General features: G+C 73.8%; 24 protein-coding genes. 10 read left to right on the forward strand and 14 right to left on the reverse strand.

Annotated features, from left to right (window positions below; translation table 11 throughout):
* Positions 1-26: 26 nt before the first annotated feature.
* Positions 27-1,040: a sensor histidine kinase gene (locus tag K3554_RS06150; protein WP_259944960.1), complete on the forward strand. Its 1,014-nt coding sequence runs from the start codon at positions 27-29 to the stop codon at positions 1,038-1,040.
* Here K3554_RS06150 and pcaD read toward each other — a convergent pair.
* Positions 1,016-1,810, reverse strand: a complete 795-nt coding sequence (pcaD, locus tag K3554_RS06155) for a 3-oxoadipate enol-lactonase (RefSeq protein WP_259944961.1) — start codon at positions 1,808-1,810, stop codon at positions 1,016-1,018. The two genes, K3554_RS06150 and pcaD, sit on opposite strands and share 25 nt — an antisense overlap.
* A gap of 96 nt (positions 1,811-1,906) precedes the next feature.
* On the opposite strand from pcaD, the gene K3554_RS06160 reads away from it, so the two are divergent.
* Both K3554_RS06160 and K3554_RS06165 read left to right on the forward strand, forming a co-directional pair.
* Entirely contained in the window at positions 1,907-2,968 is a 1,062-nt protein-coding gene (locus tag K3554_RS06160; RefSeq protein WP_259944963.1) for an alcohol dehydrogenase catalytic domain-containing protein, read from the forward strand.
* Positions 2,969-3,035: 67 nt separating this feature from the next.
* Complete coding sequence (locus tag K3554_RS06165) at positions 3,036-4,256, forward strand: mandelate racemase/muconate lactonizing enzyme family protein (RefSeq protein ID WP_259944965.1); 1,221 nt, start codon at positions 3,036-3,038, stop codon at positions 4,254-4,256.
* A 199-nt stretch (positions 4,257-4,455) separates the two neighbouring features.
* On the opposite strand, the gene K3554_RS06170 is transcribed toward K3554_RS06165, so the two are convergent.
* Positions 4,456-4,839 (reverse strand): rhodanese-like domain-containing protein, encoded by a 384-nt coding sequence (locus K3554_RS06170; protein WP_259944967.1) that lies wholly within the window; start codon positions 4,837-4,839, stop codon positions 4,456-4,458.
* Between the two features lie 66 nt (positions 4,840-4,905).
* Here K3554_RS06170 and K3554_RS06175 point away from each other — a divergent pair, with 66 nt between their 5' ends.
* On the forward strand, positions 4,906-5,643 hold the full coding sequence (locus K3554_RS06175; protein ID WP_259944970.1) for an SDR family NAD(P)-dependent oxidoreductase: 738 nt from the start codon (positions 4,906-4,908) through the stop codon (positions 5,641-5,643).
* A gap of 333 nt (positions 5,644-5,976) precedes the next feature.
* Here the strand turns inward: K3554_RS06175 and K3554_RS06180 are convergent, their stop codons facing one another.
* The 3 genes from K3554_RS06180 to fsa form a co-directional block, all read right to left on the reverse strand.
* Positions 5,977-6,846 carry a tyrosine recombinase XerC gene (locus K3554_RS06180; protein WP_259945803.1) on the reverse strand — a complete coding sequence of 290 codons (870 nt, stop codon included), beginning with the start codon at positions 6,844-6,846 and terminating at the stop codon, positions 5,977-5,979.
* 53 nt (positions 6,847-6,899) lie between these two features.
* Positions 6,900-7,598: a DUF484 family protein gene (locus K3554_RS06185; protein WP_259944973.1), complete on the reverse strand. Its 699-nt coding sequence runs from the start codon at positions 7,596-7,598 to the stop codon at positions 6,900-6,902.
* Positions 7,599-7,744: 146 nt separating this feature from the next.
* Positions 7,745-8,398 (reverse strand): fructose-6-phosphate aldolase, encoded by a 654-nt coding sequence (gene fsa / locus K3554_RS06190; RefSeq protein WP_259944976.1) that lies wholly within the window; start codon positions 8,396-8,398, stop codon positions 7,745-7,747.
* A gap of 67 nt (positions 8,399-8,465) precedes the next feature.
* On the opposite strand from fsa, the gene K3554_RS06195 reads away from it, so the two are divergent.
* The 6 genes from K3554_RS06195 to K3554_RS06220 all read left to right on the forward strand — a co-directional run bounded on the left by K3554_RS06195 (position 8,466) and on the right by K3554_RS06220 (position 15,596).
* Positions 8,466-9,092 (forward strand): LysE family translocator, encoded by a 627-nt coding sequence (locus K3554_RS06195; RefSeq protein WP_259944978.1) that lies wholly within the window; start codon positions 8,466-8,468, stop codon positions 9,090-9,092.
* Between the two features lie 430 nt (positions 9,093-9,522).
* Positions 9,523-11,721 (forward strand): primosomal protein N', encoded by a 2,199-nt coding sequence (locus tag K3554_RS06200; protein ID WP_259944980.1) that lies wholly within the window; start codon positions 9,523-9,525, stop codon positions 11,719-11,721.
* Positions 11,722-11,814: 93 nt separating this feature from the next.
* On the forward strand, positions 11,815-12,450 hold the full coding sequence (locus tag K3554_RS06205) for a protocatechuate 3,4-dioxygenase (RefSeq protein WP_259944983.1): 636 nt from the start codon (positions 11,815-11,817) through the stop codon (positions 12,448-12,450).
* Between the two features lie 142 nt (positions 12,451-12,592).
* Positions 12,593-13,684, forward strand: coding sequence for a histidinol-phosphate transaminase (gene hisC, locus K3554_RS06210; protein ID WP_259944986.1), 1,092 nt, complete (start codon positions 12,593-12,595; stop codon positions 13,682-13,684).
* Between the two features lie 47 nt (positions 13,685-13,731).
* A complete protein-coding gene (locus K3554_RS06215) occupies positions 13,732-14,604 on the forward strand; it encodes a prephenate/arogenate dehydrogenase family protein (protein ID WP_259945805.1) in 873 nt (290 codons plus the stop codon).
* Complete coding sequence (locus K3554_RS06220; RefSeq protein ID WP_259944987.1) at positions 14,601-15,596, forward strand: extensin family protein; 996 nt, start codon at positions 14,601-14,603, stop codon at positions 15,594-15,596. Before K3554_RS06215 ends, K3554_RS06220 begins: the two co-directional genes overlap by 4 nt.
* Positions 15,597-15,599: 3 nt before the next feature.
* Here the strand turns inward: K3554_RS06220 and K3554_RS06225 are convergent, their stop codons facing one another.
* The 9 genes from K3554_RS06225 to K3554_RS06265 form a co-directional block, all read right to left on the reverse strand.
* The gene (locus K3554_RS06225; protein WP_259944989.1) at positions 15,600-17,483 is read right to left on the reverse strand and encodes a beta-galactosidase; all 1,884 of its coding nucleotides are present in this window, start codon (positions 17,481-17,483) and stop codon (positions 15,600-15,602) included.
* A gap of 98 nt (positions 17,484-17,581) precedes the next feature.
* On the reverse strand, positions 17,582-18,448 hold the full coding sequence (locus K3554_RS06230; protein WP_259944993.1) for an SMP-30/gluconolactonase/LRE family protein: 867 nt from the start codon (positions 18,446-18,448) through the stop codon (positions 17,582-17,584).
* Positions 18,445-19,047 carry a 2-dehydro-3-deoxy-6-phosphogalactonate aldolase gene (locus K3554_RS06235; RefSeq protein ID WP_259944995.1) on the reverse strand — a complete coding sequence of 201 codons (603 nt, stop codon included), beginning with the start codon at positions 19,045-19,047 and terminating at the stop codon, positions 18,445-18,447. The genes K3554_RS06230 and K3554_RS06235 overlap by 4 nt, the downstream gene beginning before the upstream one ends.
* The gene (locus K3554_RS06240; protein WP_259944997.1) at positions 19,044-19,910 is read right to left on the reverse strand and encodes a 2-dehydro-3-deoxygalactonokinase; all 867 of its coding nucleotides are present in this window, start codon (positions 19,908-19,910) and stop codon (positions 19,044-19,046) included. The genes K3554_RS06235 and K3554_RS06240 overlap by 4 nt, the downstream gene beginning before the upstream one ends.
* Positions 19,907-20,674, reverse strand: coding sequence for an SDR family NAD(P)-dependent oxidoreductase (locus tag K3554_RS06245; protein ID WP_259944999.1), 768 nt, complete (start codon positions 20,672-20,674; stop codon positions 19,907-19,909). Before K3554_RS06245 ends, K3554_RS06240 begins: the two co-directional genes overlap by 4 nt.
* 85 nt (positions 20,675-20,759) lie before the next feature.
* A complete protein-coding gene (locus K3554_RS06250) occupies positions 20,760-22,865 on the reverse strand; it encodes an alpha-galactosidase (protein WP_259945002.1) in 2,106 nt (701 codons plus the stop codon).
* A 22-nt stretch (positions 22,866-22,887) separates the two neighbouring features.
* Complete coding sequence (locus tag K3554_RS06255; RefSeq protein ID WP_259945003.1) at positions 22,888-23,736, reverse strand: carbohydrate ABC transporter permease; 849 nt, start codon at positions 23,734-23,736, stop codon at positions 22,888-22,890.
* Position 23,737: 1 nt separating this feature from the next.
* The gene (locus K3554_RS06260; RefSeq protein WP_259945006.1) at positions 23,738-24,085 is read right to left on the reverse strand and encodes an MmcQ/YjbR family DNA-binding protein; all 348 of its coding nucleotides are present in this window, start codon (positions 24,083-24,085) and stop codon (positions 23,738-23,740) included.
* Complete coding sequence (locus K3554_RS06265) at positions 24,082-25,047, reverse strand: carbohydrate ABC transporter permease (RefSeq protein WP_259945008.1); 966 nt, start codon at positions 25,045-25,047, stop codon at positions 24,082-24,084. The genes K3554_RS06260 and K3554_RS06265 overlap by 4 nt, the downstream gene beginning before the upstream one ends.
* Positions 25,048-25,067 lie beyond the last annotated feature (20 nt).

Raw genomic sequence — 25,067 nt, forward strand, 5'->3', positions numbered from 1 at the left:
GGACCCGATCAGACCCGCTTCGCCGAATGCCCGACTCGCACAAGACGTTCGACGCGCAGACCATGTTCGACGCGATGACGCGCCTCACCGGCGAGGCCATGTGCGTATGCGAGATGATCGTGGACGAGGCGGGCGAGCCCGCCGACTACCGGTTCCTCTGGATCAACGAGCACTTCGAGGAGATGAGCGGCCTCCACGCCCCCGTGGGCCTGACCGCGCTGGAGCTGGTGCCGGGGCTGGAGCGGCGCTGGATCGACTTCTACGCCCGCGTAGGGCTCGGCGGCGAGACGCTGCGGATCCACGCCGACTCGGTGCCCATGGGCCGGGCCTTCGACGTCTGCGCCATGCCGGGCGAGGAGGCGGGGCAGTTCGTGGTGCTGTTCCGCGACGTGACCGCGCGCGTCGAGGCCGAGCACGCCCGCGAGGCGGCGCTGGAGGCCTCGCGCCGGCTCTTGCACGAGCTGAGCCACCGGGTGAAGAACAACCTCGCGCTGATCTCCTCGATGCTGCGGATGGAGACGCGCAAGGCCGACGATGGCGCCCGCGAGGTGCTGCGCGCGGTGGACGGGCGCATCCAGGCCGTCGCGCGGCTCTACGACCTGATGAACGCCTCGGACGCGGTGGAGACCGTGGACGCGGCGCAGTTCGTGCGCGACTTCGCGGCGATGCTGGAGGCCTCGGTCGCCGGCGACGGCCGGGTCGCCATCCGCGGCGAGGCCGACGGCTTCGCCCTGGGCAGCCACAAGGCGATCCACCTCGGGCTGATCGTCAACGAGCTGGTCACCAACGCCGTGAAGCACGCGTTCCGGGACGGGCCGGGGCGCATCCGCATCCGCCTGCGCCGCGAGGCGGACGGCGCGGCCCTCCTCGAGGTCGAGGACGACGGCACGGGCGGCGCGGCGGCGCACGACCCCTCCGGCTCGGGCGGGCTGCTGGTCGAGGCCTTCGTGCGCGACCTCGGCGGCACGAAGTCGGTGCGCAGCGGACCGGGTGGCACGTGCATCGCTGTGCGGTTTCAGCCCGAGGACGACGCGGTGTGACCGATCGCCCCGAGGAACTCCGACAGCACCGCCGCGAAGCGCTCGGGCGCGTCCACGGGAGGCAGGTGGCCCGCGCCGCGGATTAGCGCGAAGCGGCTGCCGGGGATCAGCGCCGCGGTCTCGCGCACGAGGTCGGGCGGCGCGGCCCCGTCCTCTGACCCCGCGATGGCCAGCGTCGGCAGGCGCAGTCCGCTGGTGGGGGCGAGAAGGTCGGTGCCCGCGATGGCGGCGCAGACGCCGCAGTAGCCCTCGGGATCGGTCTCCAGGAGGCGCGCGCGCCACGCGGCGCGGTGCGGGAAGTCCCGCGCGAACCAGCGGTCCATCGTCGCGTCCGCGATCGCCTCCAGCCCGCCGCGCCGCACCGCCTCGATGCGCGCGGCCCAGGCGTCCGGCGTGCCGCTCTTGACGCCCGCGCCCGAGATCGCGATCGCGCGCACCACGTCGGCGCGCTTCACCGCCATCGCCTGCGCCACCATGCCGCCCACCGACAGGCCGACGACCACCGCGTCCCGCAAGCCCAGCGCGTCGGCCACCGCCTCGGCGTCGCGCACGAGCGCGCCCATGGGGTAGGGCGCGGGCGGCACCTCCGACTGCCCGTGCCCGCGCATGTCGTAGCGCACCAGCCGCAGGCCGGGGGGCAGGAGCGGCAGCACCGCGTCCCAGACCCGCAGGTCGGTGCCGAGGGAATTGGCGAAGAGCACGGGCGCGCCGGCGCCCTCCTCGCGGACGTGGATCGCGGTGCCGTCGGCGCTTTCGACTTCGTGCTCCACCCTGGCCTCCCTCGGTGCGTTCCCGGGCATCGCCCGCCGGGGCGGCATTGTGCAAGGGCGCCGGCCCGCTAGGGTGCGGGGAAACGGGAGGGGCTCATGCGACAGGTTCGGGCGGCGGTGTGCCGCGAGTTCGGCGCGCCGATGGGGATCGAGACGGTCGGCCTGCCGGCCCCCCGCGCGTTTGAGGCCACGGTCGAGATCGAGGCCTGCGCGGTCTGCCACTCCGACCTCACCTTCTGGCGCGGCGGCTGGGGCGGGCAGCTGCCGGCCGTCTATGGCCACGAGGCCGTGGGACGGGTCTCGGCGGTGGGGCCGGGGACGGAAGGGGTCTCGGAGGGCCAGCGTGTGCTCGTCACCCTGATCCGCGCCTGCGGCGGCTGCGCCTCCTGCGCCGGGGGGCGGCCGACCCAATGTGCTGCGCCGGGCGACCACCCCGGCCTCTCGGACGGCACGGTGGTCGCGGCCATGAGCTGCGGTGCCTTCGCCGAGGCGGTGACGGTCCACGCAAGCCAGCTCGCCCCCGTGCCCGAGACGATCCCCGCCGCCGCCGCTGCGATCCTGAGCTGCGGGGTGGTGACGGGCCTCGGCGCGGTGGTGAACACGGCGCGCGTGCGCCCCGGCGACTGGTGCGTGGTGATCGGCGCGGGGGGCGTGGGGCTCAACAGCATCCAGGCGGCGCGGCTGTCCGGCGCGGCCCGCGTGGTGGCGGTGGACGTGAGCGAGGAGAAGCTCGAGGCGGCCCGCGCCTTCGGTGCCACCGACGGGATCCTCGCTTCCGACGGCCCCGCGGCGATGCTGCGCCTCGGGCGGCTGGCCGACCACGCCTTCGTCACCGTGGGGGCACCTTCGGTGATCGACGGGGCGGTGGACTGGCTGGCCCCCCACGGCACGGCCTACCTCGTGGGGATGCCGCATTCGGGCACGGTGGGGCACTACGACCCGGTCTCGGCCAGCTACTACGGGCAAGGATTGCGCGGCACGCGCATGGGCGACGTGGTGCTGCGGCGGGACATGCCGTGGATCCTCGATCTGCACGCGCAAGGACGGCTGATGCTGGAGGAGCTGGTTTCGGGAACGTGGCCCCTGGAGGGGATCAACGAGGCCTTCGCGGCGACGGCGCGGGGCGAGGGGCGGCGGAACGTCGTGGTGTTCGGGTGATGGCGCCCGTGGAGGGGGCGGGAGCCTCCGGCGGGAGTATTTCCGCCAGAGTGAAGGGGGGCGTGCGATGAGGCTGGCCGAGCTGGACGTGTTCGTCGTCGCGCCGCCGGCGCCGGGGTGGGGCGGGCGGTACTGGATCGTGCCGAAGCTGACGACCTCCTGCGGGGTCACGGGCTACGGCGAGGTCTATGCCTCCGCCGTGGGGCCGGAGGCGATGCGGACTGTGATCGGGGACGTGTTCGCGCGGCACTGCGAGGGGAGCGATCCGGCCGACACGGCGCTGATGGCGCGGCGGGTCTGGGGCTCGGGCTTCACGGGGCGGGCCGATCCCACGGTCTGGGGCGCGTGGTCGGGCCTGGAAATCGCCTGCTGGGACATCCTCGGCAAGGCGCTGGACCGGCCGGTGCACGCGTTGGTCGGCGGGCGGCTGAACGAACGCCTGCGCGCCTACACCTACCTCTACCCCGAGCCGTCGATGGACGCCGCTGCCTTCTGGACCTCCGCCGAGATGGCCGCCGAGGTCGCCGCGCTGCGCGTCGCCGAGGGGTGGACGGCCGTCAAGTTCGACCCCGCCGGCCCCTACACCATCCGCGGCGGGCACGAGCCGGGGGGCCGCGACGTCTCGCTGTCGGTCGCCTTCGTCCGCGCGATCCGCGCCGCGGTGGGCGACCGCGCGGACCTCCTGTTCGGCACCCACGGGCAGTTCACCCCCTCGGGCGCGATCCGGCTGGGGCGGGCCATCGCGGAAGCCGACCCCCTGTGGTTCGAGGAGCCGGTGCCGCCCGACGACCCCTCGGGGCAGGCCGAGGTGGCGCGGGGTCAGCCCGTCCCTGTGGCCTCCGGCGAGCGACTCTGCGGCCTGGGCGAGTTCGCCACGCTCCTGCGCCTCGGGGCGGCGCGCATCCTGCAGCCGGCGCTGGGCCGCGCGGGCGGCATCGGCGAGGGGCTGCGGATCGCGGCGCTGGCGCAGGGCTTCGGCGCGCAGGTGGCGCCGCACCTCTACGCGGGGCCGGTGGAGTTCGCGGCCTCCGTCCAGCTCGGCGCCGCGATCCCGAACCTCCTGATGGTGGAGGCCATCGAGACCCCGTTCCACCACGCGCTGGGCGGCGGGCCCAGGGCCGAGGGCGGCTTCGTGGAGGTGCCCACCGCGCCCGGGCTGGGCCTCTCGTTCGACGAGGACCTCGCCCGCGCGCACCCCTATCGGGGCACGGGGCTGCACCTCGAGATGCAGGAGGCGTCGCCGGACTACGCGCGGGGGAACGCGTTCCTCGGCGGGGCGGCGGACTGAGGGGCGGCGCGCAGGGCGTGGACGAACGCCCTTTATTGTTGCGGTGTTACGCGTTGCGGGAATCCCCTTGGGACGGCATGGTGGAATTGCGCATGGCCATGCGGATCGGTCTTAGCTCGTAGCCTTGTTCGTTTCGGTGGCGTTTGAGGGTATCGCCTGAACAACCCTCGCCTTCGCCCCCGACGCGGTCGCCGGGGCGCTACCTTCCCTCCGGCACCTCGACCGGAGCGCCCACCGCCTTCCACGCCTCGAACCCGCCCCACATGTGCGCCACGTCGTGGCCCATCGCGCGCAGCGCGTCGGCGGCCAGCGCCGAGCGCCAGCCCACGGCGCAGTGCAGGACGTAGGTCACGCCCTCCTGCGCGAACACCTCGCGGTGGTAGGGCGAGGCCGGGTCCCACCAGAACTCCAGCATGCCGCGCGGCGCGTGGACCGAGCCGGGGATGCGCCCCGCCGCCCGCTCGCGCACGTCGCGCACGTCCACGATCACGGTGCGCTCCGGGTCGAGGGCCCGCACCTCCTCGACCGACAGCTCGCGCACCCGCGCGCGCGCCTCGGCCACCAACTGCTCCGCGCTCTTCATGGCGCCGACGTTGACGCCTCGGGCGGCGAGGTTCAAGCAGGCCGCGACATCAGGGGAGGACACGTCATGGATCGCATCGCACTCGTCACCGGCGGCGCGCAGGGCATCGGGTACGCCTGCGCCGAGGCCCTGGCCGAGGATGGCTGCCGCGTCGTGCTCGCCGACGTGCAGGAGAGCGTCTCGGAGGCGGCCGCGAAGCTCGGCGGCACCGGCTACCAGATCGACATGAGCGATTCCGCCGCCATCGCGGAGCTGTTCGACCGCACCGAGGCGGACGTCGGCCCGGTCTCGGTTCTGGTCAACAACGCCGGCATCGCCGTGGGCGCCGACTTCCTCGACATGACCGAGAAGCAGTTCCGGCAGGTCATCGACATCAACCTCGTGGGCGTGTTCCTGGCCACGCAGCGGGCCGCGAAGGCGATGGTGAAGCACGAGCTGAAGGGCGCGATCGTCAACATGTCGTCGATCAACGCCCAGGTCGCGATCCCGCAGATCGCCGGCTACTGCGCCTCGAAGGGCGGCGTGATGCAGCTGACGAAGGTGGCCGCCCTCGCGCTCGCCCCCCACGGCATCCGCGTGAACGCGGTCGGGCCGGGCTCGATCGACACGGCGATGATGGCGGCCGTCAATGCGGACCCCGAGGCCTTCGCCCGCGCCATGTCGCGCACGCCCCTCAAGCGTCCCGGCACGCCCCGCGAGATCGGCGACGTTGTGGCGTTCCTCGCCTCCGAGAAGGCGAGCTACGTGACCGGCGAGACGATCTACGTGGACGGCGGACGGCTGGCGCTGAACTACACGGTCTGACGACGGGACGCCCCGGCCCTGCGCCGGGGCCTTCGGGTGCAGTCGGGATGCCGCTCTCCGCTCCGGCGCCGACACCGACGGCACGCCGAGGCCCCGGCGCAGGGCCGGGACGGCGCGGAGCGTGCGGGAGCGCCCCCCGGAGCCGGTGGCCCGGGGCGTTCCGGTGTCTCGCGATGCGTCCGAATGGTCGTCGATGGGGGGATGTCCGCCAACGTGGGATCGGGCCCGACCCCGGCCCCCGGATGGGGGCGGGCCGTGGTGTGCGGGGATGCCATCCCCCGCGATGCGCGCGCCGGGAGTGTGTCTCGGTGAGCGGACCCGCGGGTCAACCCCTCACGCGCCGTGGCGGTGCGCCCGGGCATAGGTCTCCATCAGGTGCACCGCGTCCACGGCGGTGTAGGCCTGCGTGGTCGAGAGCGAAGCGTGGCCGAGCAGCTCCTGGATCGCCCGCAGGTCGCCGCCGGCCTCCAGGAGGTGCGTGGCGAAGCTGTGGCGCAGGGCGTGGGGCGTGGCCGTCGCGGGCAGCCCGAGCTGCATGCGCGCGCGCGCCATCGCGCCCGACACCAGCCGCGCGTGGAGCGCGCCGCCCCGGGCGCCGCGGAACAGGGGCGCGTCGGCGATCAGCTCGAAGGGGCAGAGCGCGCGGTAGCGCTCCACCGCCGCGCGGGCGGCGGGGATCACGGGCACCAGCCGCTCCTTGCCGCCCTTGCCGCGGATGCGCAGCACGTCCGCCAGCGGCGCGTCGCCGCCGCGCAGGCCCAGCCCTTCCGAGATGCGCAGGCCGCAGCCGTAGAGCACGGTGACGACGGCCACGTCGCGCGCGGCGATCCAAGGGGTCTCGTGCTGCAGCCCCACGGTGTCGATCACCTCGCGCGCCGCATCCGGGGCGAGGGGGCGGGGCAGGGGCTTGCGGAACCGCGGCGCGCGCATGGCGAGCACGGCGGTGGGGTCGAAACCCTCGCGCTCCGAGAGCCAGCGCACGAAGCCCTTCACCGCCGAGAGCCGCCGTGCCACGGAGCGTGCGCCCGCGCCGCGCCGCCTCTCGGCGGCCATCCACGCGCGCATCTCCGCGGTGCCGACCTCGCCCATCGCGCCTACGCCCATCGGCCCGCCGCGGTGCCCGGCCTGGAAGGCCAGGAAGTGGCGCAGGTCGGCGGCGTAGGCCTCGACGGTGCTCGCCGTGCGGCCGTCGAGGGCGCGCATGTGGTCGCCCCAGGCGCCGAGCGCGTCGCGCAGCCCCTCGCTGATCTCCAGCGTCACGCGCCGAGGTGCCGGCGCAGCGTGCGCTCGAGGCAGCCGGCGAGGAACTGCAGGAGGTCGGTGCCCTGTCCTGCGCGGAACTGGTGCGGGTCCTCGCCGCCCAGCGCCAGCATGGCGGCGGCGCGCCCCGGTCCGAGGTCGAGCTGCAGCAGCGCCTCGGAGCGCAGGTCGGCGGCCCGGTCCCCGAACACCGCGTCGCCCGCGGGCGCGCACTGGCGCAAGGTCACGGGGCGCGGCGGGGCCACCCGGCCGCCCGCGACGTAGGCCTCCACGGCGCCGATCGCGACCGGCACCACGGCGGGGTGGGGCGCCTCGCCGGGCTCGGTGCTCTCGAGCACGAGGCGCACGGCGTCCACGCGCAGGATCTCGGACAACTCGCCGGCGAGGAAGTCGAGCAGCGCGGGGAACGTGGCGCAGTCGAGGATCCGCAGCACCGAGCGGTGGATCTGGTTGGTGCCCGCGAGGTTCTCGTAGGCGGCGGCGATCACCGAGCGGTGGGTGTCCTCGAGCCGGTCGAGCCGGGCCTCCAGCCGCTCCATGGCGATGCCGCGCAGGTCCACGATGTTCTTGCCCATCTGCCGCTCGTTGGCGGCGATCAGGGCGCGCATCACGTCGCGGTCCTCGAGGATCATGTCGGGATCGACGAGCACGCGGCCGCGCCAGTCCCCGTCCGCCGGAGCGGATACTGCCTTCATCTGCCTCTCTCCGGTCTCGTGCCGATTGGGGGGGAGGCTAGCATGGCGGAATGGGCCGGGATACCGGGCGCGGGACGCGGGCCGGCCCGGGTGGCATCGCGGCATCGGTGCCGGGCCCCCGCGTCGCCGCGGGGGCCTTCGGGGCGTCAGACGATCTTGATGCCGGCCTTCTCGGCGTCCGCGAGGAAGGCCTTCAGCCCTGCGTCCGTGAGCGGGTGCGCGGCCATCTTGCGGATCACGTCGGGCGGCGCGGTGGCGACGTCGGCGCCGATGAGGGCCGCCTCCTTCATGTGGTTCGCGGAGCGGATCGAGGCGGCCAGGATCTGCGTCTCGAAGCCGTAGTTGTCGTAGATCTCGCGGATGTCGCGGATCACGTCCATGCCGTCGAGCACGATGTCGTCGAGGCGTCCGATGAACGGCGAGATGTAGGTGGCGCCCGCCTTGGCCGCGAGCAGCGCCTGGTTGGGGCTGAAGCACAGGGTGACGTTCACCTTGGTGCCCTCGTCGGTCAGCACCTTGCAGGCGCGCAGGCCGTCCCAGGTGAGGGGGAGCTTGACGCAGATGTTGGGCGCGATCTTCGCGAGGTGGCGGCCCTCGGCGAGCATGGCGTCGGTCTCGGTGGCGACCACCTCGGCCGAGACGGGGCCGTCGACCAGCTCGCAGATCTCCTTCGTGACCTCGAGGATGTCGCGGCCCGACTTGGCGATCAGCGAGGGATTGGTGGTTACGCCGTCCACCATGCCGAGGTCGTGCAGCTCGCGGATGGCGTCGATGTCGGCGGTGTCGACGAAGAACTTCATGGCGGTCTCCCGGTCCGGTGTGTTCCCTTGGGCAGATAGCGCCCGCAGCTGACAGGAGCCACCCCGCATGGACCCCACCCTCTGGATCGCCTTCGCCCTCGCCTCCGCGGCGCTCGTCGCCGTGCCCGGCCCGACCGTGCTCCTGGTGGCTGGCTATGCCCTGAGCCAGGGGCGGCGCGTGGCGGCGGCCTCGGCGCTGGGCGTGGCGCTGGGGGACTTCGCGGCCATGAGCGCGTCGCTCGCGGGGCTGGGGGCGCTGGTGATGGCGTCGGCGGCGGCCTTCACGGTGCTGAAATGGCTGGGCGCGGCCTACCTGCTGTGGATGGGCGTGCGGATGTGGCGCTCGGCGGACGGGGTGGAGGCCGAGGCGCCGGGCGCGGGGCGGCACGTGTCGCCGCGCGCGGTGTTCGGGCACGCCGCCGCCGTCACGGCGCTGAACCCCAAGGGCATCGTGTTCTTCGTGGCCTTCGTGCCGCAGTTCGTGGACCCCTCGGCTCCGCTCGCGCGGCAGTTCGCGGTGCTGGTGGCGACCTTCGTGGGCATCGCGGCGCTCAACGCGCTGCTCTGGGCGCTGCTGGCAGACCGCCTGCGGGCGGGCGTGCGTCGGCCCGGTGCGCTGCGATGGATGACGCGCGGGGGCGGCGCGGCGCTCGTGGCGATGGCCGCGGCGACGGCGCTGGCGCGGCGGGCGTAGGTCGGGGGGGGGCACAAGCCGGGGGCTCTGCCCCCGGACCCCCGAGGTATTTTCCGCCAGAGGAAGGTAGGAAAACGCCTTCTTAATCAAATCGTGAAACCGTCGCGGCGCAGCACAGGCTGAGGAGCCGATGGCCGTGCCAGGGGAAGGCGTCCCGTTGTCCGTCCGCGATGCGAACGGCGGATGCGGGATGCCGGACCCCTCCTTCTCTGGCCGAAAATGCCTCGGGGGTCCGCAGGCATCTTGGGATCGGTCCAGTGGACCGATCCGCCTGCGGACGGGCGGAGCCCCGGCATGGGGAACGTGCGGTTTCCATTTCCGGCGACGGCCTGCACCTCGCCGCCCGGATCGCCCCACCGGCCCGATCCTTGGCCCGCACGGGGTGCGCCGAGCCCTTCCATTCCCCCGCCGCCGCCTCGATATGATCCCCATGCGTTCCGACCCCCGACACTTCGCCCACGGCGAGCCGCTGGCCGTGCTGACCACGCAGCCGCTCGACGGGCCGCTCGACTACCGCGCGCCCGAGGGCGGCGCGGCCGTGGGCGCCTTCGTGGAGGTGCCCCTCGGCCCCCGCCGCGTGCTCGGCGTGGTCTGGGGCGAGGCCGAGGGCGACTGGCCCGTCGAGAAGCTGCGCCCCGTGGCCTCCGTGCTCGACGTGCCGCCCATGCGCCCCGGCATGCGCGACTTCCTGGAAAGGGCGGCGGCCTACACCCTCACCCCCCTCGTCTCCATGCTGCGCCTCGCGATGCGCGCGCCGGGCCTCGGCGAGGCTCCGGGCAAGCGCACGGTGTATGCCCGAGGCTCCGGCGATCCGGGCCGCGCCACGGCGGCGCGCGCGAAGGTGCTGGCCGTGTTCGAGGCACGTCCCGACGACACCTTCGCCCCCTCGGAGCTGGCCGAGCTGGCGGGCGTCTCGGCGAGCGTGCTCAAGGGGTTGGCCGCCACCGGCGCGATCCGCGAGATCGACCGCCCCCGCGACGCGCCCTATCCCCCGCTCGACCCCGCGCGCCCCGGCAAGGCGCTGGCCCCCGATCAGGGCGAGGCCGCGGACGCCCTGCGCGCTTCCGTGGCGGCGGGGGGCTACGGCACGACGCTGCTGAAGGGCGTGACCGGCTCGGGCAAGACCGAGGTGTACCTGGAGGCCGTGGCCGAGGCGCTGGCACAAGGCCGCCAGGCCCTCGTGCTGCTCCCCGAGATCGCGCTGACGTCCGAGTTCCTCACCCGCGTCGAGGCGCGGTTCGGCGCCGTTCCGGCCGAGTGGCACTCGGGCGTCACCCAAGCCGAGCGCCGGCGTTGCTGGCGGATGGTGGCCGAGGGGCAGGCGCGGCTGGTGGTGGGCGCGCGCTCGGCGCTCTACCTGCCGTTCCCGGACCTCGCCTTGGTCGTCGTCGACGAAGAGCACGACACCGCCTACAAGCAGGAGGACGGGGTGCTCTATTCCGCCCGCGACATGGCGGTGTTGCGCGCCTCCTGCGAGGGCGCTCAAGTGGTGCTGGCCTCGGCCACGCCCTCGCTGGAGTCCTGGGCCAACGTCGAGGCGGGCAAGTACGCGCGGCTCGACCTCACCTCGCGCTTCGGCCCTGCTGCGCTCCCGAAGCTCTCGGCGATCGACATGCGCGCCGAGGACGTGAAGGGCGGGCGCTGGGTCTCGCCCACCCTGGAGCGCGCGATCCGCGTGCGGCTGTCCTCGGGCGAGCAGTCGCTCGTGTTCCTGAACCGCCGGGGCTACGCGCCCGTGACCTTGTGCCGGGCCTGCGGCCAGCAGGTGGCCTGCCACCAGTGCGACGCGCGCATGGTCGAGCACCGCTTCCTCAAGCGCCTCATGTGCCACCAGTGCGGCGAGACCGCGCCGATGCCGAATGCGTGCCCGAGCTGCGGCGTGGAGGGCAAGCTCGCCCCCGTGGGACCGGGGGTGGAGCGCATGGCCGAGGAGATCGGCGCCCTCTTCCCCGAGGCGCGGGTGGCGGTGCTGTCGTCCGACCTCTTCGGCTCGGCCCGCAGCCTGAAGGCCGCCGTCGAGGAGATCGCCGCCGGGGGCGCCGACATCGTGATCGGCACGCAGCTGGTCGCCAAGGGGCACAACTTCCCGCTCCTCACCCTCGTGGGCGTGATCGACGCCGACCTCGGGCTGCAGGGCGGCGACCTGCGCGCCGCCGAGCGCACGTTCCAGCTGATGCGCCAGGTCTCGGGCCGGGCTGGGCGCGCGGAGCGGCCGGGCGAGGCGCTCCTGCAGACGTTCCAGCCCGAGCACCCCGTGATCCGCGCGATCCTCGCCGGCGACGAGGAGGGGTTCTGGGCCGAGGAGGCCGCCGCCCGCCGCGCCGCGGGGGTTCCTCCCTATGGGCGCATGGCCGGCGTGGTGATCTCGGACCCCGAGGCGGCGGTGGCCTTCGACATCGGCAACCACCTCGCCCGGCGGGCCGGCGCGCTGGAGGCGATCGGCGCCGAGGTCTGGGGACCCGCGCCCGCGCCCATCGCCCGCATCCGGGGGCGGCACCGGGTGCGCCTGCTGGTGAAGGCGCCCCGGCAGGCGCCGATCCAGTCCGCGCTGGCGGAATGGGCCGGGCAGGTGGAGCTGCCCCGCACGACCCGGCTGAGCATCGACATCGATCCGCAGAGTTTTTTGTAGCGCGAGGTGGCGCCCGTGCGCCGCAGCGACGCGCCTGTGAACGAGGCGGAATCTCGGGTATGCTCCGTGGGGGAACGGCCCGCACCGGAACGGATGGACGACATGGACGGACTTGGACGATCGCGCCGCCGCTTCGTCGGCGGCACCCTCGGCACGCTCGGCGTCTCCGCCTTGGCAAGGCCCGCGCGCGCCGCGGGCCCGACGCCGCCCGCCACCGAAGGGCCCTTCTATCCGGCCCCTGCCATGCGTGGGGCCGACGTCGACAACGATCTGGTCAGGGTCTTGGGTGCCGTCCGCGAGGCCGGCGGCGAGGTCTTCGTCCTGCGGGGCCGCGTGCTCGACGGCTCCGGCGCGCCGCTCGCGGGCCGGCGGATCGAGATCTGGCAGTGCGATACCAACGGCAAGTACCTTCACGCCGGGGACCGCCAGGCGATCGCCTTCGACGCGGCCTTCCAAGGCTTCGGCCACGACGTCACCGGCCCCGACGGCGGCTACGCGTTCCGCACCATCAAGCCCGTGACCTACCCCGGCCGCGCGCCGCACATCCACGTCAAGCTGTTCGACGGCGAACGGGAGGTGCTGACCACCCAGTTCTACATCGAGGGGCATCCCGCCAACGGCCGGGACAGGATCTTCCGCCGCCTGTCGCGCAAAGAGGCGCAGGCCGTCTCGATGTCCTTCGCGGCGACGGATGCGGGAGAGGAGGCGGTCGTCGACGTCGTGGTCTGACAGGCCCGCGCCCGCGGCCCTCCGTCCCGGCGCCCGCAGGTTCCGCCCGCCGCCACAAGCGCCCCGCCGCCCGCCGTCGTGCCGCGCGCTTCCCTCGCCCCCCGGCCGCCGCTAGAAGGCCCCGGACCACGAGGAGCCGCCCATGCCGTCCGCCCCCCCGCCGCAGCCCGGCATCCTAGAGATCGCGCTCTATCAGGGGGGCGCGTCCAAGGTCGCGGGCGTGCGGGACGTGCTCAAGCTGTCGTCCAACGAGAACCCCGCCGGCCCGCCGCCCTCGGCCGTGGAGGCCGCCGCCGGGGCGCTGCGCACGATGCATCTCTACCCGCCCACCGATCATGCGAGCCTCCGCGCGGCCATCGCCGAGGCCCACGGCCTCGACCCCGAGCGCGTCATCTGCGGCGTCGGCTCGGACGAGGTCATCACGTTCCTCTGCCAAGCCTTCGCGGGCCCCGGCGACGAGGTGCTCCACACCGAGCACGGCTTCCTGATGTACCCCATCAGCGCCCGCGCCGCCGGCGCCACCCCCGTGGCCGCGCCCGAGCGGGCGCGCCGCGCCGACGTGGACGCCCTGCTGGACGCCTGCACCGAGCGCACCCGCCTCGTGTTCCTCGCCAACCCCAACAACCCGACGGGGACGATGCTGGGCGGGCAGGACGTGGTGCGGCTGGCGGACGGGCTGCCCGAAGGGTGCCTGCTGGTGCTTGACGGGGCCTATGCGGAGTACGTCGAGGACTTCGACGGCGGGCTGAAGCTGGCCGAGACGCGCGAGAACGTCGTCGTCACGCGGACCTTCTCCAAGATCTACGGGCTGGGCGGCATGCGGGTCGGCTGGGGCTACGGGCCGCGTGCGGTGATCGACGTGCTCAACCGCGTGCGGGGGCCGTTCAACCTGTCGACCCCCGCGCTCGCCGCCGCCGAGGCCGCCGTGCGGGACGAGGCCTTCCTGCGCCGCACCCGCGCCGACAACGCGGCGAACCGCACAGCCCTGCAGGCCGGGCTGGACGCGCTGGGGATCGCCTTTGATCCCTCGGAGGCGAACTTCGTGCTGGCCCGGCTGGAGAGCGCCGAGGCCGCCGAGGCCGCCGATAGCTTCCTCCAGTCCCGCGGCGTGATCGTGCGCCGCGTGGCCGCCTACGGGCTGCCGGAAGGCTTGCGGATCACCGTGGGGGATGCCGAGGGCGTGGCGCGCGTCCTCGACGCGCTCGCGGCCTTCCGCGCGGAGCGGGCGGCGTGATCTACCGCCGCGTCGCCCTCATCGGCCTCGGGCTGATCGCCGGCTCCATGGGCCTTCGGATGCGTGAGAGCGGGCTCGCCGGCGAGGTCGTGGGCCATGCCCGCTCGGCGGCCACCCGCGAGACCGCCCTTCGACGCGGGCTGGTGCACCGGGTCTGCGACACGGCCGCCGAGGCGGTGCAGGGCGCCGACCTCGTCGTCCTCTGCGTGCCGGTGGGCGCGATGGGGGCCGTGGCCGAGGCGATCGCGCCGCATCTGGAGCCAGGCGCGACGGTCAGCGATGTCGGGAGCGTGAAGCGCGACGTGATAGCCGCCGTGGCGCCGCACGTGCCGGACGGCGTCCATTTCGTGCCGGCCCACCCCATCGCGGGCACCGAGCATTCCGGCCCCGAGGCGGGCTTCGCGGAGCTGTTCGAGAACCGCTGGTGCCTGCTGACCCCGCCCGAGGGCACCGACCCGGAGGCCGCCGAGCGCCTCGCGCGGCTCTGGCGGGCGATGGGATCGAACGTCGAGGAGATGGACCCCGAGCACCACGACCTCGTGCTCGCGGTCACCTCGCACGCGCCGCACCTGATCGCCTACACGATGGTGGGCGTGGCCGACGACCTCAGGCGGGTCACGGACTCGGAGGTCATCAAGTACTCGGCGGCGGGCTTCCGGGACTTCACCCGGATCGCCGCCTCGGACCCGGTGATGTGGCGCGACGTGTTCCTCAACAACAAGGACGCGACGCTCGAGATCCTGGGCCGCTTCACCGAGGAGCTGTTCGCGTTGCAGCGGGCGATCCGCACGGGAGACGGGGCGATGCTGGAAGACTACTTCACGCGCACGCGGGCGATCCGCCGCGGCATCATCGAGGCCGGCCAGGACGTGGCCGACCCGGACTTCGGGCGCGCCGCGCGCCGGGGGGTGGCGGAATGAGGGGGCTGGCGCTCGCGCTCATGGCCTTGGCCTGGCCCGCCGCGGCGCAGGAGCTGGGCGACGCCGACCTGCGGCCCGTGGCCCGGCCCGCCCCCTACCAGCTCGCCGCCGCCGTGCCGGCGCCGGGCGCGGTGGAGGGCTTGATCCTGGACGAGGTGGTCTCGTCGCGGGGCGGGGCCTCGGCGCCGATCGACGCGCGCGACGGCCGGCCCCGGGCGCGGCCCGCCCCGGCGGTCGAGGTGATGACGCGCACGCCCAGGGCTCCCGCGACCGTCGCCGCCGTGCCCCGCTCGCCGCGCCCGGTGGCGCGCCTGGGGGAGGCGCGGCGCACGGAGCGCCGCGCCGCGTTCCTGCGCACCGCCGCGAAGCCGGTGGTGGCCGTGGACGGCACGCTTCTGCGCTCGGGCCGCCCCGGCACGCGCCCCGCGGTGACGCTGGCCGCGGCGCGCGGGGTGCAGGCGGAGCAGCGCGGCGGGGGCCTGTGCGGCCGCGCCTCGATCGCGGGCCGGCGCATCCCGCCCGTCGCGGGACGCGGTGCCTGCGGCATTCCCGACGCGGTCCGCGTGAGCCGCGTGGCGGGGGTGACGCTCTCGCGGCCCCTGCGCATGGACTGCGGCACCGCGCAGGCGCTCGACGACTGGGTGCGCGGCGGCGTGATCCCCGCCGTGGGCACCCATGGCGGCGGGCCGGTGCAGCTCGAGGTCATGGCGGGCTACGCCTGCCGCACCCGCAACTCGCAGGCGGGCGCGAAGATCTCCGAGCACGGCAAGGGGCGCGCGGTGGACGTGGGCGGCATCCGCCTCGCCAACGGGCGCACGATCAGCGTGCTGGGCGACTGGGGCAAGGGCACCGGCGGGCGCATCCTTCGCGCGGTGCACGCCGCCGCCTGCGGCACCTTCGGCACGGTGCTGGGGCCGGAGTCGGACCGCTTCCACCGCGACCACTTCCACCTCGACACGGCGCGGTACCGGTCGGGCAGCTACTGCCGTTAGGCGTCAGAGGCGCAGCACGCCGGCGGGGGGCAGGGTGCGGCCCGCCCACTCCCGCGGCTCGGCGGCGTAGTTGAACGCGTACTCCGCCGCGCCCGCCCGGCGCAGGCGCAGGCCCTCGGGCAGGGGGCGCGGCTCCACCCCGGCCTCGCGCAGGAGATCGCCGAGGATGCGCTCCGCCGCCACCGCATCCGGCCAGCCGGCGAGGTGCAGGCGGCGGCCCGACCGCACCAGCGCGGGGGTGCCGTCGGCGCAGCGCTCCACCACCGTGGCCGTGCCCTCCAGATGCTCCAGCCAGAGGCGGATCGCGCCGCCCCGCTCCAGGGGGCGCTCGGCGCCGGGGGGCAGGGTCTCCACCAGCACCGCCTGCGCCTCCAGCCCCGGCACCTCGGGCCCGAGGGTCTCGGGCGTCGCCATTTCGGGGGTGGTGACGGCGGTGCGGGGGCCGGTGAGGACCAGCCCTTCGGCGGCCTCGATGGCGGCACGGAGGGGATCGCTCAGGGCGAGGACGCCCGGCACCAGCGTCAGCGCGTAGCCGTCGAGCGAGGCCGCGTCGGGCGGCAGCACGTCGACGCTGACGCCGAGGTGGCGCAGGGCGCGGTAGAGGGCGAACGTCAGCGCGAAGTGGTCAAAGCCCGCGCCCTGCGGCTGCACCTCCCAGGCCCACTGCGAGGCGTAGTCGAAGACGAGCGCCACGGGGGCCTGCGCCTGCTCTACCTCGGGGGCCTCGCTCAGCTCCGCGGCCACGGCGCGGGCCTCGGCCAGGCCGGGCGCGGGGGCCGCGTCCGCGCGCAGGAGGCCGGCGTGGAACCGCTCCTGCGCGTGCGCGGCCTGGCGCCAGCGGAAGAAGCACACGGCTTCCGCGCCGTGGGCGAAGGCCTCCCACGCCCAGAGCCGCACAATGCCGGGCAGCGGCGCGGGGTTGTGGGGCGCCCAGTTCACGGGACCGGGCTGCTGCTCCATGACCCACCAGCGCCCCATGCCCACGGCGCGGTAGAGGTCGTGATGGAAGGCCTGGAAGTCGGGGTCGCCCTGGCGGAGGTAGGCCAGCGTGTCCCCCTCGGGCACCCGGTCCAAGAGGAAGCCCATGGGGTAGCTGTCCCAGGTGGCGATCTCCATCTGGCGGCCCGTGGCGAAGTGGTCGAACTCCGTCACCCGGCCCATGTAGTTGTGCGAGATGGGCGCGTCCGAATGCGTCCGGATCGCCGCCACCTGCGCCGCGTTCCAGCGCGCCACCTGATCCGACGAGAAGCGGCGGAAGGCCATGGCGTGGGCGGGGTTCGGCTCGGTGACGGTGAGGTTCGGCAGGTCGATCTGGTCGAAGCTGTCGTAGTCCATCGACCAGAACACGTTGCCCCAGGCTTCGTTGAGGGCCTCCACGGTGCCGTAGCGCTCGGCGAGCCAGAGGCGGAAGGCGCGCAGGGCGGTATCCGAGTAGGAGACCGTCGTGTCGTGGCAGCCGTACTCGTTGTCGGTCTGCCAGGCGTCCACCACGTCCGCGAACCGCTCGGCCAGGACCCCGGCCATGCGGGCCGCCTCGGCGCGGTAGCCCTCGTGGCTGAAGCAGTAATGGCGGCGCGAGCCGAAGCGGCGGGGGCGGCCTTCGGCGTCCACGGCGAGCATGTCCGGGTGGCGGTCCAGCATCCAGCGCGGCGGCGTGGCGGAGGGGGTGCCGAGGACGACCCGGAGGCCCGCGCCGCGCAGCACGTCGATCGCGCGGGCGAGCCAGTCGAGGCGCAGCTCGCCGGGGGCCGGCTCCAGCCGCGACCAGGCGAACTCGCCGATCCGGACCCAGGTGAGGCCCGCGTCGCGCATCATCGCCGCATCCGTGGCCCAGCGGCTCTCGGGCCAGTGCTCGGGGTAGTAGCAGACGCCGAGGGTGCGCTTCATGGTCGGGGGTCCGTCGGGAGGGATGGGGAGAGGGATTTCGGGAGGTCCGCGCCCGCCGGGGCGCGCGCGGCGCTACCCGCCGCGCCGCGGGCCTTCGCTCACAGCACGACCCGGTGCTCGCGCTGCCCCGCCACGGGCATGTCCGCCACCCAGGTCTTGCCGCCACCCGGCTGGAAGTCGAGCGCGCCGTCGTCCAGTCCTTGCGTCGCCGAGGTCACGAACATCTGCCGCAGCCCCGGCCCGCCGAAGGCCGGGCAAGTGGTGTGCGCGGAGCCCACCGCGAGGCTGCGCTTGTAGCGCCCGTCGGGGCCGTGGCAGGCCACGCGCCACGCGCCCCACTGGGCGATCCAGACGTCGCCGTCCGCGTCCACAACCGCGCCGTCCGGGGCCAGCCCCACGGGGCCGAAGTCGCAGAACACCTCGCGCCGCCCCGAGGGCCAGCCCGCCCGGTCGATCCGCTGGCGCCACAGCACGCCCTCGCGGGTGTCGGTGAAGTAGGCGGTGGTGCCGTCGGGCGAGAAGCAGATGGCGTTGGGAATGGTGATGGCGAGGTCCGCGAACATCCGGCGCACCTCGCCGCGGAAGTAGCGGTAGATGGCGCCGGCCCCCTTCTCCTGCTCGCGCCCCATGGTGCCGACCCAGAAGCCGCCCACCGGGTCGGCGCGCCCGTCGTTGGAGCGGGTCGAGGGGTCGTCCGCCTCCAGCCCCACCAGCCGCTGGCGCGCGCCGGAGGGGATGTCGAAGCGCCAGAAGGCCGAGGCGGAGACCACCATCAGCGTGTCGCGGTCCACCCAGCCGGCGCAGGTGACCGGCTCGTCCCACTGCCATTCCAGCGGCTCGTCCCCCGCGCGGGAGAGCATCCGGTGGCCTTCGATGTCGAACCAGAACAGCTGCTCGCGCTCGGGGTGCCAGAGCGGGCCCTCGCCCAGCACGCAGGCGCGGTCGTCGAAGAGGGTGGGGGTCATTTCGCGGCGTCCCAGGCGGCGACGATGCGCTGGGCGCGGCGGCCGATCTCCTCGGTCGAGAAGCCCGGCCGGTAGAGGGCCGAGCCGAGGCCGAAGCCCGAGGCGCCGGCCGCGACCCATGCCGCGAAGTTCTCGGGGCCGGCGCCGCCCACGGCGAAGACCGGCATGTCCTCGGGGATCACGGCGCGCATGGCCTTCAGCCCCACGGGGCCGGCCATCGCGCCGGGAAAGAGCTTCAGCCCCGTGGCCCCCCAGCGGATCGCGGCGAAGGCCTCGGTGGGGGTGAACACGCCGGGCCAGCTCTGGAGGTGGCGCTCGCGGGTGCGGCGGATCACGGCCTCGTTGCAGTCGGGCGAGACGATGATGCGCCCGCCCGCCCGGACCACGCGGTCCACGTCGTCGGGGTCCAGCACGGTGCCGGCGCCCACGGTCGCGTGGTGGCCCACGGTGCGCACCATCGCCTCGATCGAGCGGAAGGGCTCGGGCGAGTTCAGCGGCACTTCGATGGTGACGATGCCCTCGTCCACGAGGGCCTCGGCCGCCTCGGCGGCCTGCTCGGGCTCGATGCCCCTCAGGATGGCGATCAGGGGACGGGTCATGGCGCCTCCAGGCTGGCCAGGCCCGCGAGCGTCATGGCGCCGGCGGGCAAGATGCGGGTGGTGATTCCTTCGGCGGCGAGGGCGGCCTCGTAGATCGGAGCCGTGCGGTCCGATCCCGTTATGACCACGTCGCGGCCCAGCCACCAAGGGCGGGCGGCGGCCATCTCGGCGCCGACCAGGAGGCCCGAGAGCGTGGCGCGGGCGGTTCCGGCGTCCTGGCCGTGCAGCAGGTCGGCGGCGCGCAGGCCGAAGGCGCGGGCGGCGAGGCGCTCGGGGCGCGACAGGGCCTCGGCAGCGGCCTCCGCGAAGGCGGCGTCGTCCCAGCCGTCGCCCGCGAGCGAGTGGCGCAGCACCGACCGCTCGGAGAGGAGCGCGAACAGCTCGCCCGTCATGCAGGTGAGGAAGCTGATCACCTCGCCCGCGCTCACGTGGACCCACTTGGTGTGGGTGCCGGGCAGGCAGAGGCAGCCGTCGAAGTCGGGGAGGGTGGCAAGGACGCCGGCGATCTGGGTCTCCTCGCCGCGCATCACGTCCGGGTGGGGCGCGCGCTGGCTCAGGCCGGGCACGATGGTGGCATGGAGGCGCGGGTCGCTGGCGGGCACGCGGACGGGATCGCCGAGGGGCGTGCAGGGAACGCTCCGGTAGGGCGCCTCGTGCCAGCCCTGCCGCGCGCCGGCCATGCCGCAGACGCGGACCGGGGCGGGAAGCCAGTCCTCCACCAGCGCCAGCAGCGCCGGCTCGAAGCCCTCGCGCCCGAGGCTGTTCATGCCGGCGCCGCTCTCGCGCGTCTGCGTGGCTTCGCCCTCGACGAGCGTGGCGCGCAGGGCGGTGGTGCCCCAGTCGACGGCGATCCATCTCTTCATCCGGTGGTGACCACGCCTCCGTCCACGACCATCGCCTGCCCGGTCATCATGGCAGAGGCGTCGGATGCGAGGAACAGGGTGGGGGCCACGATGTGCTCGGGGGCGAGGTGTTCCTTGAGGCACTGGCGGCCCAGGTGGGCCGCGAGTCCCTCCGGGTCGGCCCAGAGGTCGAGCTGCTTCTGCGTCAGCACCCACCCCGGCGCGAGGGCGTTCACGCGGATGCCGTCGGGGCCGAACTCGCGGGCGAGGCTGCGGGTCAGGCCGGTGATGCCCGCGTTGGCGGCGGTGTAGACGGCGTAGCCGGCGTTGCCCATTATGTAGGAGATGGAGCTGAAGTTGACGATGCGCCCCGGCAGGCCCGCGTCGCGCAGGCCCCGGATCACGTGCTGCGAGGCGAAGAGGTAGGCGCCGAGGTTCACGTCGATCATCCGCCGCCAGTAGTCCTCGGTCACGTCCAGCGTGCCGTGGCGGTCGTCGTTGGCGGCGTTGTTCACGAGGCGGGTCACGGGGCCGTGGGCCTCGGCGGCGCGGTCGATGGCGGCGAAGAGGCTCGCGTTGTCGGAGATGTCGCCCTGGATGAACAGGGGCTTGGTGCCCGTCGCGGCCTCCATGCTCTCCGCGAAGGCGGTGGCGTCGGAGCGGCCGATGAAGGCGACCTTCGCGCCCTGCCTGAGGAACCCTTCGGTCAGGGCGGCGCCGATGCCGGAGCCGCCGCCGGTGACGAAGACCGAGGCGCCGGCGAGGTCGGGGAAGGTGGGGGTCATGGGCGGGGCTCCGTGCGTGGGTGGCGCCGGGGGCTCTGCCCCCGGACCCCCGAGGTATTTTCGGCAAGATGAGGGAGGGCGGGGATCACAGGCGGTGTCCTTCGATCACCCACATCGTCTCCGGGAAGTGCCAGGGCAGGACGAGGCCGTGGTGCATGAGCCAGGCGCCGGGGAGGTCGATGGGGCCGTCCTTGAGGAGCGGCGCGCCGCGCGAGAGGGCGGGGGCGTCGGCGCGGTTGATCAGCTCCACGCGGTAGGTGGCGGCGGGGTCGAGGTTTGCCAGGCGCAGGGGGCGCGGGGCGATCTGGGCCGAGGTGGCGGCCTTGCCGGCGAACACGGCGAAGCGCGCGCCGTCGGGGGCCATCTGCTGCTCGGCCAGAACGGCGGGGTCGGCGCTGTCGAGGCGCAGGATGTCGGCCTCCGTCATCCACGCGCGGTTCGCCTTCCACCATGCCGTGACCTCCGAGAGGACGCGGGCCTCGCGTTCGTCCAGCTCGCGCGGGTCCATCTCGAAGCCCATGTGGCGCTGGGCGGCGACCCAGGCGCGGAAGGTGATGTCGTGGCTGCGGCCCGAGGTGTGGCAGCGGCGCGGGCCGACGTGGGAGCCGGTGACGGCGAGGGGCAGGAACAGGGCCGCGTCGTGCTGGATGCGCAAGCGCTCCAGCGCGTCGTTGGAATCGGACAGCCAGACGCGCTGGGTGCGCCCGAGGATGCCGAAGTCGATGCGCCCCCCTCCGCTCGCGCAGCTCTCGATCTCCACCTGGGGGAAGTCGGCGCGCAGGCGGTCGAGGAGGGCGTAGGAGCCGCGGGTCTGCGCCGCATCGGGCATGGGCAGCACGCGGTTGTGGTCCCACTTCACGTAGTCGATCGCGTGGCGCGCGAGGATCGCAGCCATGCGATCGTAGATGAAGTCGCGGACCTCGGGCAGCGCCATGTTGAGGGCCTTCTGCGCGCGGCCCAGGGTCTGGTCCTCGCCGCCGAGCGCCCAGTCCGGGTGGGCGCGGTGGAGGTCGGAGTCCGGGTTGATCATCTCGGGCTCGAACCACAGACCGAAGGTCATGCCCAAGCCGTGCACGTGGTCGATCAGGGGGCCGAGGCCGTCGGGGTACTTGCGCGGGTCCACCTCCCAGTCCGAGAGCGAGCGGGTGTCGTCGTCGCGCTGGCCGAACCAGCCGTCGTCGAGCACGAAGCGCTCGGCGCCGAGGGCGGCGGCCCGCTCCGCGATGTCGCGCAGCACGGGAAGCTCGTGGCGGAAGTACACCGCCTCCCAGCAGTTGTAGTGGACGGGGCGGGGGTGGGCGCGGCCCCGGGGCCAGGTGACCACGCGGTCGCGCACGTGGCGCTGGAAGGCCACCGCGCAGCCGTTGAGACCTTCGGCCGAGTAGGCCGCGTACAGCGTGGCGGTCTCGAAGCGGCGGCTCGCCTCGGGCTCCATGCGCGCGGCATGGCCCCACTGGACCTGTCGCCGGCCGTCGGGCAGCTCCTCGGCGATCATGCGGTGGCCGCCCGACCAACCGTAGTGGAAGGCCCAGGCTTCGCCGCGGGTGTTGGTGGCGCCCGCGCCGGGGATCACGAGGCCGGGGAAGTGCTCGTGCCCCGTGCGGCCCGTGCGGTTCTCGCGGTAGCGCATGCCGGGCGACCAGGCGGTGCGGTTGAGCTGGAACTCGCCGCACCAGCGGCCCGACACGTCGATCATTTCGGCCGCGTGCTGCGGCGCGGGCAGCACGGGGGCGGCGAGCCAGTGGAGGTGCACGGGCGCGTCCGACTCGAGCGCGGTGGAGCAGGCGATCACGCCGGTGCCTTCGTCGGCGCGGAAGCGGAACGTGGCGGCGAGGCCGAGGGCGGCGTCCTCGTAGCGCAACGACAGCGCGCCGTCGCCCGCCTCCTCGGCGGCGAAGCAGAGCTTCGGCAGGAGCGGCGTGCCGTCCTCGGCCCGCAGCACGAGGCCGGGCTGGCCGGGGAACGAGCGCACCGCCTCGGGCAGCAGCGAGAGGTCGGGGTTCTCGTCGAGCATGCCGCCCGTCACGTCGATGGCGTGGGCGGCGTGGAGCGTCGCGAGGTCGGCGTCCGCGGGAAGGGGCGCGCCCCAGTGGATGCACTGGGGCAGGCGGTCGCGCGTCGCGGCGAGCGCGAGGCACTGGGGCCCCGCGTCGAGGCGCCAGGTGCGGGTGGCGGGGATGGCAGCGGTCATCGGGGCTGCGGGGCGCTCGGGGTCACTTCACGGCTCCGAGGGTCAGGCCGGCGATGAAGTGGCGCTGCATCAGGAAGAACATCAGCACGGGCGGCAGGGCGGCGACGATGCTGCCGGCGCTCATCAGGTGGTAGGCGGCGCGGTACTGGGAGTTGAAGGCGGTGATGCCGGCCGTGACGGGCTGGGCGTCGGGGCCTTGCGTCAGGACGACGGCCCAGAAGTAGTCGTTCCAGATGAACGTGAAGATGAGCACGGCCAGGGCGGCCAGCGCGGGCTTCATCAGGGGCAGGACTACGTACCAGAAGATGCGCCACTCGGCGACGCCCTCGACGCGGGCGGCCTCGATCAGGGGGTAGGGCAGGGCGCGGATGAAGTTGCGCATGAAGAGCGTGCAGAAGCCGGTCTGGAAGGCGATGTGGAAGAGCACCAGCCCGGTCTTGGTATCATAGAGGCCGAGGTCCACGGTCAGGTCGCGCACGGGGACCATGAGGATCTGGAAGGGCACGAAGTTGCCGGCGATGAACATGAAGAACAGCAGCAGGTTGCCGCGGAAGCGGTAGATGCCCAGCGCGAAGCCCGTCAGCGCCGAGAGCGCGATGGCGCCCAGCACCGTGGGCACGGTGATGAACACCGAGTTGAGGAGGTAGCGCGGCATGTCGCTCTCGAGGAAGACCTTGCCGTAGTTCTCCAGGAGGTCGAACGAGGAGGGCCAGCCCCAGTAGTTGCCGCGCGCGAAGTCGGCTTCGGGGCGGACCGAGAACATGGCGACCGCGATGAGGGGCAGGAGCCAGAGGATCAGGGCGAGCGGAAGCATCGCCTTGTAGGTGGCCTGCGCGGCGTCGGAGCGCTTCTGGATTGGGGTGGGGAACATCTCAGGCGTCCTCGCGGGGCAGGGCGGCCTGCGCCTTCTTCGTGAGCGTGGCGCGGATCAGGGCGTAGGAGGACCGGACGCGGTGGGCGATCTCGCCGTCGTCGCTGCCGGGGGGCAGGCGGACCCATGAGGCGTGGAGGTAGGGGGCCCGCTCGCCCACGCCGGCGTCGATCAGCATGGCCGCCGTGTCGGGGCCGCCCGTCTTGAGCGAGATGCCGTCGTCCGCGGCGCCCATCACCGCGAACATCTTGTCGCCCACCTTCCAGACGTCGTGGCCGGGGCCGAAGCTGTGGTGGAGCGTGGCCCCCGGCCGGGCGGCGCAGAGCGCGTTGATCTCTGCCCGTGTCATCGCCGCGCCGCCCGCTCGTCGCTCCACATCTGCCAGAGGAAGTAGGTGATGAAGACGAGCATCAGCATGAAGAGGACGACCGCGATGGCCGAGCCGTAGCCCATGCGGAAGCCGAACTCGGAGAGGGCCTCCTCGAACATGTAGAAGCTGAGGACCCTCGTGGAGCCGAAGGGGCCGCCGTTGGTCATCACGGCGATGAAGTCGAAGGACCGCAGCGCGCCGATGATGGTGACCACGAAGGCGATGAAGGTGGCGGGGCGCAGCTGCGGCAGGATCACGTACCAGAGCATCTTCCAGCCTTTGGCCCCATCTAGGCGCGCGGCCTCGACCTGCTCGGGGTCCACGGCGTTCAGGCCCGTGAGGTAGAGGATCATGCAGTAGGCGGTCTGGGGCCACAGGCCCGCGGCGATGATGCCGTAGGTGGCGAGATCGGGATCGCCCAGGATGTTGACGGGGCCGGCGCCGAATACTGCGAGGATCGCGTTCAGGAGGCCCTCGCGCGGCAGGTAGAACCACGAGAACACGAGGCCCACCACGACCTGGGAGAGCACGAAGGGGAAGAAGAACAGCGACTTGTAGACCCGGATGCCCGCCACGGTCTGGTTGAGGAAGAGCGCGATGAAGAGGCCTGCGGGGATGGCGAGGAGGTAGAGCACCAGCCAGCGGACGTTGTTCCAGAACGAGGTCTCGAACTTGCGGTCGCCGCCCAGCAGGCGCTCGTAGTTGGCCAGCCCGACGTACTCGCCGGTCTCCGACAGGTCGCCGAGGCCGTTCCACTCGTAAAGCGAGATCTGGAACGACTGGAAGATCGGGATAATGACGTAGACCGCGAAGAACAGGAGGCCCGGCAAGAGGAACAGCCACGGCGTCACCGCGATCTCGTTGCGCCGGTACCAGCCGCGGCGGGGGCCGCCGCCGAGGGGCGGGTGGCGGTCGGGGACGGCGGGGGCGACGTTGGTCATGGGGGGGCCTCCGGGCCGGC

This window comes from Jannaschia sp. W003 (assembly GCF_025144335.1).
In the GTDB taxonomy this organism is placed as follows: domain Bacteria; phylum Pseudomonadota; class Alphaproteobacteria; order Rhodobacterales; family Rhodobacteraceae; genus Jannaschia.